6 protein-coding genes are annotated in these 14,370 nt (G+C 36.3%); all 6 read right to left on the reverse strand.

All coding sequences use genetic code 11. From position 1 onward, the window contains the following. Positions 1-392: 392 nt before the first annotated feature. The 6 genes from AAGV33_RS13310 to AAGV33_RS13335 all read right to left on the reverse strand — a co-directional run bounded on the left by AAGV33_RS13310 (position 393) and on the right by AAGV33_RS13335 (position 14,320). A complete protein-coding gene (locus AAGV33_RS13310) occupies positions 393-2,879 on the reverse strand; it encodes a glycoside hydrolase family 31 protein (protein WP_373392553.1) in 2,487 nt (828 codons plus the stop codon). Between the two features lie 104 nt (positions 2,880-2,983). After that, positions 2,984-6,991, reverse strand: a complete 4,008-nt coding sequence (locus tag AAGV33_RS13315) for an ATP-binding protein (RefSeq protein ID WP_373392554.1) — start codon at positions 6,989-6,991, stop codon at positions 2,984-2,986. A gap of 92 nt (positions 6,992-7,083) precedes the next feature. Then, entirely contained in the window at positions 7,084-8,148 is a 1,065-nt protein-coding gene (locus AAGV33_RS13320; RefSeq protein WP_373392555.1) for a formylglycine-generating enzyme family protein, read from the reverse strand. 278 nt (positions 8,149-8,426) lie between these two features. After that, a complete protein-coding gene (locus AAGV33_RS13325; protein WP_373392557.1) occupies positions 8,427-10,298 on the reverse strand; it encodes a glycoside hydrolase family 13 protein in 1,872 nt (623 codons plus the stop codon). A gap of 21 nt (positions 10,299-10,319) precedes the next feature. After that, on the reverse strand, positions 10,320-11,012 hold the full coding sequence (locus AAGV33_RS13330; protein ID WP_373392558.1) for a fibronectin type III domain-containing protein: 693 nt from the start codon (positions 11,010-11,012) through the stop codon (positions 10,320-10,322). 2 nt (positions 11,013-11,014) lie between these two features. Then, positions 11,015-14,320 (reverse strand): alpha-amylase family glycosyl hydrolase, encoded by a 3,306-nt coding sequence (locus AAGV33_RS13335; protein WP_373392560.1) that lies wholly within the window; start codon positions 14,318-14,320, stop codon positions 11,015-11,017. Positions 14,321-14,370 lie beyond the last annotated feature (50 nt).

The following is a 14,370-nucleotide window of genomic DNA, read 5'->3' on the forward strand; positions in this document are numbered from 1 at the left end:
GTTGCGGGTGCAAAAGTAGCTACTTCATACCGTTATCCAATACTTTTTAATCAACTATTTTTAATCTGTTTTTTAATCAACTGAAAATAAGAAACTTATTTTTATTTAATTTTAGTATTTGTAAGATTTTAGAGTTTATTTTAAGACAAGTTGAAAGTTGTATCGCAGAGATTCACAAAGAAAACACCGAGACTCACGAAGGTTTTTTATAGATACAATACAGTTTTAACCGCAAAAACCCTAGCCCTGATAGAAGTGGAAATCCTTTTATGCCGGGGTTCGGCATAAAAGATTGAAACGGATAGCAGGAAAGAGCTCCAAAAAAAAGCTCATACTATATAGTACAAGCTTCATATATGTGGAAAGATTAAAAAAATCTCTATTTCGTTAATTTACAATTTCATCGATTTCTCTTTTCCATCGTAGCTAATTGTTTTATCGAAATTAGTTGTACTAGTCATTCCACTTCCTTTTTCCTTAGTTACAAGTATAATATTAAACGTTCTGTTTTTTATCATACCTTTGAAGTCTCCTTTTCTTTTTCCGATAGTTAAGGTTTTGGTTTGCTCATTCCATTTAAAAGTTATTGTAGAATAGGCTCCTTTTTCATAATTATAATTATCGTTTTCATCTTCATACAAAGTAAATTCGCCATTAGTACCAGGATAAACGCGAATTTCTAATTTATCCCATTTTTTTTCGGTAGCGTACTGCACTTGAGGTCCGAATGGAATTATACTTCCCGATTTAATATATAATGGAATTTCATCGATGGTTGTTGCTTTTTCAATTTCCTGACCTCCGTTAATTTTCTCATTTGTCCAGAAATCATACCAAGCTGTTCCTTCTGGCAAATACACTTTTGTTGATTTAGCCTGAGTAAAAGTTACAGCTTGGGCTTTTGTACTGTTGGCATCATTATTTTTATCCCAACCTGTTTCTTCGTTTGATTTTACAATAGTTTCAGGAGTATATTGAGCATTGACAACAGGTGCAACCAATATTGATTTACCAAATAGATACTCATTATTCATATCTACAACTTTCTTATCATCAAAATCCATTACCAAAGCACGCATCATAGTCGATTGACTATTGGTAATATCCCAAGCAGCAGAATAAATGTATGGCAAAAGTGAATAACGCAAATCAATTGTTTTGGCTATCGCATCATAGATTGGTTCACCTTTTTTTCCAAAATTATAAATCTCTCTAGGAATATCAGTACCATGTGAACGCATCATAGGAGTAAATGCTCCAAACTGCATCCAGCGAACATACAATTCTTGAAATGATGGATTCTTAGTTCCGTCACCCCATCCTTTTTTATAAGCACCTGCGAAAAAACCACCAATATCGGTATTCCAATACGGAATGGCACTCATAGAAAAGTTTAGACCAGCTGGTATCTGATTACGTAACGATTCCCAAGATGAATTGACATCCCCTGACCATGTGTTAGCGCCATAGCGTTGTTGTCCAGCAAAAGCTGAGCGGGTAAGGATAAAAATACGTTTATCAGCACTTGCTGCACGTTGGTGTTCTGAAACTCCACCTACTGTCATCAATGGAAAAGCATTACGAACTTTTCTAAATGAACCTAGATAGGTTTTAAGATCAAAATCAGAAGGCTTGAAGTCTAAGTGATCTGGTTCTGATGAATCCATCCACCATCCATCAATTCCCAACGAGAAAAGCCCTTTGTTTAAATACTTCCAATAGATCTCACGAGCTTCTGGATTGTATGGATCATAAGGCTGAACACCTGATGGATAGTCACGGTTTGGCGGCCAGGTTTCTAATCCTGATTGTGGCCAAGTACCAAAATTTAAAAGCATACCCTTTGGTTGCATTTCTCGAAATTGCTTGGTTTGTGGTCCAAATGAATTCCAAATTGAAATAATCACGTGTGCATTCATGTTGTGAATATCATCCACCATTTTCTTTGGGTTCGGGAATTCGGGGTTGAGGAAGTCCATCGCATTCCACAAATAATTATTGCCCCAATATTGCCAATCCTGAATAATCCCATCCAGCGGAACACCTAATTCACGGTATTTACTCACTACACCTACCAATTCATTTTGGCTTTTGTAGCGTTCTTTACTTTGCCAATAACCAAATGTCCATAATGGAAACATCGGAGCTTGTCCGGTAAGCTCACGCATACCCGCAATAGATCCGTCAATATTTCCACCAACCATGAAATAATAATCAATACAATCGCCTACTTCCGATTTGAATGAAGCACTTTCTGGCTTATCTTCAAAAGTAGTAGGCGAATAATTATCCCAAAACAATCCGTACCCTTTTGTAGAAACTAAGAAAGGAACATAATCATCAACGTTGCCTTGTACCATATTGATTTTTGCGTTACGCAATGATAATTTACCTCGCTGTTGCTGACCAAGACCGTAAATAGCCTCGTCTTTTTCGAGTGTAAATAACTGATTAATGCTATAGGTTTTAGATCCTGCATCATCAAAATCAGTAAACTTTGATCCTGATGCCGCCTCACTTAAAAGTGCTGCTCCAGCAATTGTGTGATATGCTATTTTACCCGATTTTACATCAACATCAACTTTTAGTTTGTCGCTTTTTAGCGAAAGAATAGCTCCTTTTTGTTGGATTGTAAATTTTGTTTGCTGTGGTTTTTTGGTAACGGATAGACTTTCTTTTTTGAAAGCAACTCCTTCGGGTGATTTTAAAATACGAACAATACCTGGACTGTAAAACTGAACCTCAACATCCATAGACTGAAGTTTGGTTTTTAGCCCTAAAGCCGTTTTTTGATAATTTTGAGCTGCTAATGACGAAAAAGAAAACAGCGCAAGCAACAGAATGTACTGGCGGTTTCTACTCAGAAATGCATTTTTCATTTGGTTTATTTTAAGTTAATCAATATGAACCAAAGCTATTTATATTCACTTAAAAAATAGGTACGATATGTTGTTTTTATTGGTACACCTTGTTGTTTATTCCTTTATAACAACTCATTATCAGCCTTTTTACCGTTTTGCGCATACTTTGACGGACTGACTCCAAAAGCTTCTTTAAAATATTTGCTGAAATATTTCTGCGTATTGAAACCTACTTTTTCGGCTACTTCGGCTACGGAATATTGCCCCTGAATTAAAAGTTGTGCGGCACGTTTTAATCGAATGGAACGAATAAATTCTGAAGGAGCAAGTCCGGTGATGGATTGCAATTTTTTATACAAAACTGTTCGATCCATTCCCAAATCCTGACTAAACTGCTGAACGGAATAATCGGGATTATCCATGTTTTTTTCCATGCAGTCAAGTGCTTTTTCGATCAACTGTTCGTCAATTGAAGTAATCGTAATCTCTTTTGGATTTACTTCTAATTTTTTCGAAAATGCCGATTGCCGTTGGTTTTTTTGTGCAATCAATTTTTCTATTCGAAGTAATAGTATTTCCAAATTAAACGGTTTAGCCAAATATTCATCAGCTCCCGATTGATAACCTGTCACTTTTAAATATTCAGATGTACGAGCGGTCAATAATATCAAAGGAATATGCGAAGTCTGTACATTCGATTTGATTCGTTTGCAAAGTTCGAATCCATCCACTTTAGGCATCATCACATCGCTTATTATCAAATCTGGAGATTTTGACAAAGCCAAAACTTCTCCTTCTTCACCATCAGCAGCTTCAAAAACTTCATATTTATGTGACAATTCCGTTGCCAGAAAACGTCTCAAATCATCATTGTCTTCCACTACTAAAAGGGTCTCTTTTTTTGATGTTGTTGCAACAAACTGATTGTGGATTGCGTCTTCAGGAACAGCAACAAGAGTTTCAAAATCGGTTTTTTGAGGAACAAGATTATTTGGGATTCTAAACGAGAATATTGTTTTGACATTAGGTTCACTTTCCACCATTACATCTCCCGAATGCAATTCGACATATTCTTTTACCAGATGCAATCCAATTCCGCTTCCGCCCTGGGTAGTCGAAGCCTGATAAAAACGTTGGAAGACATTAGGCAAATCTTTTTCTGAAATTCCCGAACCCGAATCGATAACCTCTAACTGAACAAAATCGGAATTTTGATTTTCAAATAGTTGCGAAAGTCGGATAGTAATTGTTCCTCCTTCTGGCGTAAACTTAAAAGCATTCGACAACAAATTATTAATAACCTTGTGTAATTTATCCTTATCAAAATACATGAACAACTCTGACTTTTCGGATTGTATCGAAAAATCAATCTGTTTTTCCTGTGCCAATTTGCCAAATAAATCTTCAAATTGCATTACAAAATCTACCAAATCACCAAAAGTAAGATTCAGTTTTTCACCCGAAATTTCCAATCGTCTAAAATCCAATAACTGATTGACCAAATGTTGCAAGTTTAACGCATGACGATGCACTAATTTAATTTTGGATTCGATAGCGGTCTCTTTTATTTCTTTCAAAATGGATTCCAGTGGCGTAATAATCAACGTAAGCGGAGTGCGAAATTCATGGCTGACATTAGTAAAGAAATTAAACTTCATTTCATTTAGTTTTTCTTCATTCTTGCGCATTAATTGCTGATTGGTCCATTTTTTATAATAGGATAATGAAAAATAAAGCAACAACGAGAGGAGTACCAAATACAAAACATAAGCGATCGGCGTTTTCCAAAAAGGTGGATTTACAACAATTCTAATTTCGGCATACTCTTTCGACCATTCTCTACTATTGCTTGCCGCCTTGACTTTCAGCACATAAGTTCCTGGAGCCAAATTAGTATACGAAGCATTTCCAGTTCCATTTTGCGCTACTATTTCACGCCAATTATCATCAACACCTTCCAGACGATAGCGATAATAGGTTTGCGTAGGATTGACATAATTCAATGCCGAAAAATCAACACTTATAAAATTCTGATTGTAATTTAACGCAATACTTTTTGTTGTAGCAATTGCATTTTTCAATATGATATTCCCATCATAGGATTCTCCCGATTTAACTTTTATTCCAAAAAGCATCAAACCTGTAAACAATGGCTTTTGCAATTGTTTAAACGACCAAGGTTTTTGCAAATCGAGAGTATTAAAACCATTAACACCGCCCATTAACAGCTGTCCATTACTCGATGCAAAAGTAGCGGAAGCCGTAAATTCATTTTCAATCACCCCATCGTAATGGTTGAAATTGGCAATCGAAAAACGAAGCTTTTTTTCCTTAGTATCTACCGCAATACGGGAAACACCTCCCGCGGTGGTAACCCAAATGAGTCCTTGTTTGTCTTCTGTAATTCCTTTAATACTATTATTCACCAAACCATCATCGGTGAAAAGCGTATGCAATTCGCCTTTTGATGGCTGCCAAACACTTAATCCATCTTGGGTTCCAATCCACACAATTCCACGACTGTCCTTGAAAATAGCTGTATAATTTTGGTTTTCGTTCTTCAAAAGTGCTTTTAGCGGTTGACTGATGCTATTCTTTTTATAATTATAAACAAACAATCCAGCGTTGCTTCTTCCTAAAAACGATTGGGTATCAAAAACAATCAATTGAGAAACCGAACCTAATGCTTCACCATTCAATCTCAATTGCAAGGACTGAAACTTTCCAGTCACAGGATTAAAATCAGCCAATCTCTCGGATGTTGCTACCAAAAATTGCCCATCTGGTTTTTCAACAATGTAACGACAATTTCCACCAATTTGATTAATATGTTTTACCTGATTATTTTGCAAACAATACACTCCTTTATTTCTGGTACAAATCCAAATCCGATTTTGTGAATCTTTTGTCATCGAAAGACAATCTACATCAGCTGGCAATCCAGTAAAAATGGAAAGTTTAGAAGTTTCAGACAAATAACTGTATAAGCCATTTTTGGTTCCAACAAGAATTGTATTTTGTGCAGTTTGCTCAAAACAAGTGACATCAATATCTATTAATTGTGTTCCAAAAAACGTTTTCCCAACATTCTTAAATTTGAATCGATCGGGATGATAATACAACAATCCATGATTGAATGTGCCAATCCAAAGTCCGCCTTGTGAATCGTTATAAAGTGTACTGGCTTCGGTATTTACTGCTGTTCCATCAACCAGTTTGAACGATGGAATCAATTGTTTTTCTTTTAGATTTTTATCTATAAACCACAATCCAATAGCACAACTCACCCATAAATTGCCTTTGTTGTCAACAGAAATGGTATTAAGCCAGTAGTCGGTTTCAAGTATTTTTGTATGCTTTCGTTTTTTAATATCATACCCTAACATCACGCCTTTGGATCCATTTCGAATCTGGTACAATGAATTGTCCGACTGAACCACCATCAGCGTATTATTGTATTTCGATTGCTCTTGATTCGATAAAGAATTGGTTTTATACAACTCTTTGGCTGTTTTCAAGTCATAACAAACAATCAATCCGTTTCTATAAAAAAGAAAAAGTTGTTGTTTGACTACAGCTACATCATACAATTGGTCTTTTGTTCCATTGGGAGTCGAAACATTTTTAAGTAAAATTGAAGTCTTTCCGTTTTTGGCATTTCGAAAAAACAACTTATCTGAAGATGTAAGCACCCAATAATTTTGAGAAGCATCCACAAAAAAATCGGCAATGGGTTCCCGAATTCCCATTTTAAATAAAACGCTATCTGGTTTCGATACAAAACGTTCCTGCTTTATGTCAATAGCCATCAACCTTGATTTGTCCTTTATCCAAACATATTCCTTATCCACATAACCGTGATGAAATCCTGAATAGCCAGTTAATTGGGAAATGTTATTGCCTTTTAGATGTAAATATTTAAAGGAAGTTCCATCATAAATATTGGTGACACCTTCGGTAGTAACAACCATTCGTCCGTCTTGAAGTTGCAAAATATTACGTACCCTGTTCTCCGAAAGTCCATTTTTAGAATCGATAGCTGTAAATACGAAAGACTGCTGCGCATTTAGAAATACACAGCAACACAAAAACAACCCCAGTAAAACCTTTCGACGAAAATTGATATTCATAATTGTTATTGGAATTCACAATAACGAAACTACAAAAAAACCGTCTCGTTTTTTTTAAAACGAGACGGTTTTATAGTTGTACAGTTTCAAAATCAATCCTTTTGAAGCATTTTCAAATCAACAACAGTTCTAAAACCTACATGATTCGAACTAGAACCTTCTGCCATTCCCATTCGGGCAGAAATTCTAAAACTGGAACAATAGGATTCATTACATAAAAAAGAACCTCCTTTTATTATTCGTTCTTTTTCATATTGATTGCTTGGATTCCATGCTTCAGTAGCTCCCTGCGGATTCCGAGTAGTTTCCCCTTTCGAAAACAACTCCTGATAATAATTTACATTGTACCAATCCTGAGTATACTCCCAAACATTTCCAGCAATATCATAAATTCCTAAAGAATTTGGAGTAAATGATTTCACCGCAGCCAAAGCCGAATAGCCATCACTTTTAGCATTGTAATTTGGAAAATCGCCCTGCCAGGTATTAGCCTTTTCATCCATTTTTGATTGATCATCACCCCAAGTATAAACTGGATTTTTTAGATTTCCCATAGCGGCTAATTCCCATTCCGCCTCAGTTGGAAGCCTCCTTTTAGCCCATTTGCAATAAGCCTGAGCATCTTCAAAAGAAATATGTACTACCGGATAATTATCTTTTCCTATAATGTTTGTATTTTTTCCTTCAGGATGCCTCCAATTGGCTCCTGTCTGCCATTTCCACCACTGACGAAAATCAGTATAATCAGTCACATTTTTTACCTCATCATTAAAAACCAATGAACCTGGCTGCAATATAGAATCGGCTGGTTTAGGTGTTCCCTCGGGCAAGGTTTTTTTAAATTCTTCCCAAATAATAGGTCTTTCGGCGGTGGTTACATAATGCGTTTCATCTACAAATTTTTTAAAACTGGCATTGGTCACTTCGGTAATGTCCATAAAAAAACCATCAACAGCAACACTATGCGCTGGTTTTTCATGTTCGAGAGCTAATCGATCGTTTTCTTTTGCTCCTTGAGTAAATGTATTTCCCGGAACCCAAACCATATTATGAGGAGTTGCAACATTTTCGGGCTGTTCTTTGACAACTTGCTCTTTGTTATTGCAAGCGAAAATGGCAACCAACAAAATTCCAATAATCCATTTATTTATTTCCATCCCAATTGTAATTTATCTAAAAAGCAAAAAACGCTTATAACATCCTAAAATTTAGGACTAGACAAAACTACTATTTTTTTAATGACTATCCGTTTCATATACCAATGATTGAGAATGGCACACAGATGAAACCGATTTTAACGGATTATCGCAGATTGTGATTTACAAATAGCTATGAAAAATCCGTTTTTATCTGTTCAATCAGTGTCACCTGCCTGTCGGCAGACAGGTCTGCGGACTATTTTTAGTCTAGTCCACTTAGCGGACAGTCATGTTTTTTATTCCAATTCCAGTAACAAAACCGATTGTGCTTCAATCGTAAATTCATAATTTAAATCAATCGTTTTTTTAGAAAAAATATCTTTACCAAATTTGAAATTCTTTATGTTTTCCTGAAAACGTTTTGGATTGATGGCACTTGAAGTCAAATTATTATTAACAACAACCATAACCGTTTTACTATCTGTATATCTAAAATAAACATAGACATTATTTTCCGGAATATAATGTGTCATTTTTCCAAAATGTACTGCTTCATTCGTTTTTCTCCATTGGAACAATTTAGACGTAAAATCAAAAAATTGTTGTTGCTCTTCGGTTCTTCCATTTTTAGCAAAAGCATTGTTGCTGTCGCCACTCCAACCACCAGGGAAATCCAAACGAATTGCTCCGTCGCCTTCATTTTTGTTACCTGCCATAGCTATTTCAGAACCATAATACAACTGAGGAACACCACGTACAGTAGCCATTAAAGTCATTGCCATTTGGTATTTCTTGAAGTCTTTTTTATAGATTTCGTTAAAACGTTGGGTATCGTGATTTTCGACAAAAGTCAAAATATTATTTGGATTAGGATACAGAAAATCATTGGTGAAATTATTATAGATTCTAATAAGTCCTTTGTCCCACTCTGCCTTATTTTCGTTGAAAGCAACGCTTGTTGCATTGTGCAAAGTAAAATCCATTACGCTGGGCAAATAAGAATTGTAGTTTTGAATGGCGCTCAGTTTACTGTCTTTTTGCCAATATGCCATTTGAGCCTGATCGTGCATCCATACTTCGCCTACAATATTAAAACTAGGATATTCGTCGGTGATGGCTTTGGTCCATTTTGCAATTCCAATTTTATCATTATACGAATAAGTATCTACTCGGAATCCGTCTAAATCGGCATATTCAATCCACCAAATGGCATTTTGAATCAAGTAATTCAATACTAATGGATTAGATTGGTTCAAGTCGGGCATTGATTTTACAAACCAACCATCGACACACATTTTAGTATCAATTATGGAAGCATTAATATCAAATTGAGTCGTCATGCGATAATTGGTTTGTGCATAACCCGGAAATTGATGGATCCAATCGTAAGTTGGTAAATCATTCATCATCCAATGTTGTGCTCCCCAATGATTCGTAACATAATCCATGATGAGTTTCATGTCTCTTTTGTGTAATTCGGCTGATAATTTCAGGTAATCTTCGTTCGTTCCATAACGCGGATCTATTTTATACAAATCCGATTGTGCATATCCGTGATAAGAACCTTGTGGATCATTGTCTTCACAAAGCGGTGTTGGCCAAAGTGCCGTAACACCCAATTCCTGCAAATAATCCAGATTTTGAATAACCCCTTCAATATCGCCTCCATGTCTTCCCGATGAATTATTTCTATCGGCTTTTTCTGCAAGTGCTTTTTGGCTGTCGTTTTTAGGATTTCCATTCGCAAAACGATCGGGCATAATCAAATAAATCATGTCCGAAGCATCATAACTTTTGCGTAAAGCGGAATTATCCCTCCGCTGTTTTAAAGTATATTTTTTAGTAAAAACTACTTTTTTATTTTTCGAAAATGAAAATAGAATTTCCTGTGCAGCTACTCCTTTAGTATCAATGGTTACAAAAAGATAATTGGGATTTTCTGTTTTTTCAATGGATTTTATAGAAATTCCATTCGAAACAGTCACATCATTTTCGGCAATATTTTTACCATAAAATAAAATCTGTAGTTCGGGATTGTGCATTCCGGCATACCAAAACGGAGGTTCTACTCTTTGTATCTGAGCGAAAGTGCTTAATGAAAACAAAAGCAGTAACAATAAGACCGGTTTTACTATTTTCGACTTTTTATTATATCTGTTTAAATTCATTTTTATAGTATTAGAATTAATTTAATTGGTTTTAAATTGCCAAAGCTGACCGATGGTTTCTCCTCCTTTATTGTCTTTTACCACCACTCTCCAATAATAATTTGTGGCAGCCTGCAAGGCATTTTGCGTTAAAGAAGCTGCTGTTAAATTGCTTCCGACTTTGGTAAGCGGAGGATTTGCTGTTCCCAGATACACATCGTAGCTAAGAATATCATTGGCATCCACATCAGAAGCTGACCATTTTAAATGTACTGTTGCCGGATTGACGAAAGAATTAATTTCCGGCTGTAACAATTGCGGTAAAAACGGCAAATGATTGGCTACCGCCGTTCCCTCCGTATAAAAACTATAAGTCGCAGAATAATTGCCCGATACATTCTTATTATCGGTTGCCTTTACCCTCCAATAGTAAGCCGTTCCTTTGTTTAAAGTTACTGTTTGTCCAATTGCAGCGCCTTCAGCCGTTTTTACAATTTGTGTAAACTGATTGTCGGTCGCAATTTGCAGCTGATAAATTATCGCATTGTTTTCTGCATCAGTCGAGGCGTTCCATTCTAAAGTAACAACATTGCCGGTACAAAGAGTAGCATTTGCAGGAGACACTAATGCAGGAACACTTGGTGCCGTATTTTCAGATTCCTGTGCCGGTGAATCCTCTTTTCCACAGGAAAACAATACGAAACTCATACAAACGGAATAGATTATATTTCTCATATTTACTTTTTTATGACGGTTATATTCACAGGATTTTCTAAATCTACTTTGGCTATATAAATTCCACTAGCCAATTTTTCTACATCAAGTTGTATTTTTTGGTCAACCACAGCATAACTTTCTTTTGAAATTAACTGTCCAGTCGTTGAATACAATTCGATCATTATTTTTTTCTTTGAAGTTGGAGTCAAAATGGTAAACAAATTCTGAGTGGGATTTGGATAGCCCACAGCGTTTTCCATTTCGCCAACAATCTTTTTGGTATAAATTCCCTCACAAGCTTTAGCCGATTTTACTTCCAGTAAATCGCCTTGTTGTACTGCAACGGTAAAATGTGCCGATTCAGTTTCAAATTGTGGGCTGCCATTAATAAAAACCTGGTATGGAAATGTTCCTTCGGTAATTTCTATCGAAAGCTTATCAGAAGAAAATGTTGATTTTCCGGCGAGAGTAGCGCCTTTATTGATAGTCACATTATAACATTGTTCGAATGTTTTTCCGTCAATAGTGATACAAATTGTATAGTTTCCTGAAGCTAAATTGGGAACAGTCAGACTGTTGTTTGTAAAGTTGTAATTCACCCCATTAATTCGGGCTGTATAATTATAAGTCTGTGCTGCGGTAATGATTATTTCGCCATTGTTTTTGTTTAGGCAAGTTTCAGCTTTAGATTCCACTATAAAATTATCCGATGGCAATGCAAATGGAACATCAGCTGAAAAAGCGGGTTTATTGCCATAAATCCTAAATTGCCCAGCCGGAATAGCAATAGGAGCATTCACATTAGTTACATTCAATGTTGAATTATCCATCAAATTGTACCATTCTCCAGCGGAGGGAAATCCTGTGGCTACATTTTGAGTTGTTACATCAAAATTAGCAAGTATCAAGATCTCTTTCAAACTATTGGTCGGCAAAGAAGCATCGGAAATTTTTATGTTTTTAGTTAACGAACTGGAATTTGTCATTGTTACTGTTCCGGAAAATACCGCTTCCTGTGTCTTCAATTTGATTATTTTAGCCCAATCGGCATAAATTTTATATCTATTGTCATTGTTCAACCAATTAGCGGTCCACTGATTTTGTGGTTTGGTGTCCAATTTACAATCGCCCGAACTCGCATCTGTTGAAGTGTTTACAGTTCCGTTATTGCAGGTAAATATAGAATCGTCATAGCCTAATTCGCCAAAATGCCAAATCATTTTAGGTCCCGGAATCAATAACGATACCGCTCCTATTGCAGACATTCGGGATAATGCCGTATTTAGGTTTCGCACATTGTGAGTAGCATTGGTATTATTACCAAATTGCAGATTTTTATACATCAGGCGTTCCTCATCATGACTTTCGGCATAACCTATTAGTCTGTTTTTAGAAAATCCCCTGCTGTTGCTGTTCATTCTTGCAATATTTGAAGCATAGCCAATTGAAAGTTCATTGTATTCATTGGTCATTTTTCCCCATAACATAATTCCTTTGCTTGGTGTTTCTTCAACCCTGTAATTTGCCCATTGTTGCTCTTCTGCATCGGTTCCTAAATGTTCAAAAATAGCATAATGGGTTGGGTCTAAACTCCAGGAATAATCGGCATAGGATTTTAAAACTGCTACTCGATCGGCTCTATACGCATTGGTACAGGCTTCATCATTTGCGGTACATTCCTGTGTAAAACCTTTGGTCAAATCCCAACGAAAACCATCAATTTTATACTCTTCAATCCAATGTTTAATTACGCGATGAACATAATATTGGGTTCTGGATTGTTGATGGTTAAAGTCTTCGCCAACACTGTATGAATGTTTCGCCACTGTATTAAAATAAGGGTTTTCAGTTGAAGGACTTCCCCAACCATCGCCATCAGCATCATTCATCCACATGCGTACCATTGGATTTCGACCAAAAGCATGATTCAAAGCGACATCCAGAATTACTGCAATTCCGTTTTGATGGCATTTATCAATGAGTTCTTTTAATTTTTCGGATGTTCCATAAAATTTATCCAAAGCCATGTGAAAAGAAGTATTGTAGCCCCAACTTTCGTTGCCTTCAAATTCCATTACCGGCATTAACTGAATCGCGTTTATTTTCAGGTTTTTGAAATAATCAATTCTGTCAATTAAACTTTGATAGTTTCTTTTAGCATCAAAATCTCTTACCAAAACTTCATAAACTACCAGTTTTTCTTTATCCGGTTTCACAAAATTAGTGGTCGCTGTACTCCATGAGTAAGGGGTTTGCCCCGTTTGTAAAACAGTGACTTCACGTTCCTGCCCTGTTGGGTAAGACGGTAAGTCAGGATAGGATGCAGCCGGAATTGCAGGATCATCAAAAGGCGATAAAACCAGAGTAGAGTAGGGGTCGGCTGTTTTGACCATAGCCGGAGAATTTGCCAGAGGTGTCGCATCAACAACCCAATATTGATAACTGTATTTTGTTCCAGATGTCAAACCGCTTAATTCCAACCAAAATTTCCCTGAAACAGGATCTTTTTTCATCGCGTAGTTGCTGCCGGGCTGCCAATTATTAAAACTTCCGGCTACATAAACAAAATCTTTTAAAGGAGCATCAAGTACCAATGTTGCTTTGGTTGCATCCGAATTATTGTAATTAATACCGTCTTCTAATCCCGAAGGCATTGCTTGCGAAACAGTCCCCGGATTGACAATAACGCTAAATTTTTTAGTTATAGTCGTCGCTCCCTGAGTGATTTCTAATACATAATTCTGATTTGCCGTTAGGTTCGAATGGATAAAATTATAGGAAGCCGTAGTTGCTGTATTGATGTTAATTCCGTTTGCCGAAAGGGTATAGACAGCATCTCCATTTGTATTTGTTGCCGATATGGTAAAATTTTGCCCGGAAGTAATAATTGTGCTGCTGTTTTGTAAAGGAGCGGTTAATGTTGCCTGAAAAGCACCTACATTAAAAAAAGTATCGGCAGTTTGCATGGTACCGGCATCGTTTCTGATTACCACGCAGATTTCCGTAATGGCATTGGATACAGGCACACCAAAAAAAGCATACAAATCAGGTGTTATTTCTAATTTATAATTGCTTCCGGAGACTAAACTTAAGGCGGGTTGCGTGCTGTTGTTTCCCCAGCTTCCTTTTACATTCTGCCATCTTGTTCCGTTTACGGTTAAACCAATATGTGCATACAAAGTACCTGAATAAGCCGCTAAAGGAGTTCCCGTTTTATTAAAATTAAGGGTAACAGTTCCATTTGCTATAGCAGGAGAAGGAGTAGTAGTAAATTGCGCAAAACAAATGGATGAAAACAGTAAAAATAATATCGTAATTTTTTTCATAATAAGTCAGATAAAAAAAGGGCTACCCATTAGATAGCCCCCTTTAATTT

The sequence above is a fragment of the Flavobacterium magnesitis genome (genome assembly GCF_041729735.1).
In the GTDB taxonomy this organism is placed as follows: domain Bacteria; phylum Bacteroidota; class Bacteroidia; order Flavobacteriales; family Flavobacteriaceae; genus Flavobacterium; species Flavobacterium magnesitis.

Bases quoted from the DNA above. Each gene is read 5' to 3' on its own strand.
- AAGV33_RS13310 (WP_373392553.1), bottom strand. From the start codon at position 2,879: ATGAAAAATGCATTTCTGAGTAGAAACCGCCAGTACATTCTGTTGCTT.
- AAGV33_RS13315 (WP_373392554.1), bottom strand. From the start codon at position 6,991: ATGAATATCAATTTTCGTCGAAAGGTTTTACTGGGGTTGTTTTTGTGT.
- AAGV33_RS13320 (WP_373392555.1), bottom strand. From the start codon at position 8,148: ATGGAAATAAATAAATGGATTATTGGAATTTTGTTGGTTGCCATTTTC.
- AAGV33_RS13325 (WP_373392557.1), bottom strand. From the start codon at position 10,298: ATGAATTTAAACAGATATAATAAAAAGTCGAAAATAGTAAAACCGGTC.
- AAGV33_RS13330 (WP_373392558.1), bottom strand. From the start codon at position 11,012: ATGAGAAATATAATCTATTCCGTTTGTATGAGTTTCGTATTGTTTTCC.
- AAGV33_RS13335 (WP_373392560.1), bottom strand. From the start codon at position 14,320: ATGAAAAAAATTACGATATTATTTTTACTGTTTTCATCCATTTGTTTT.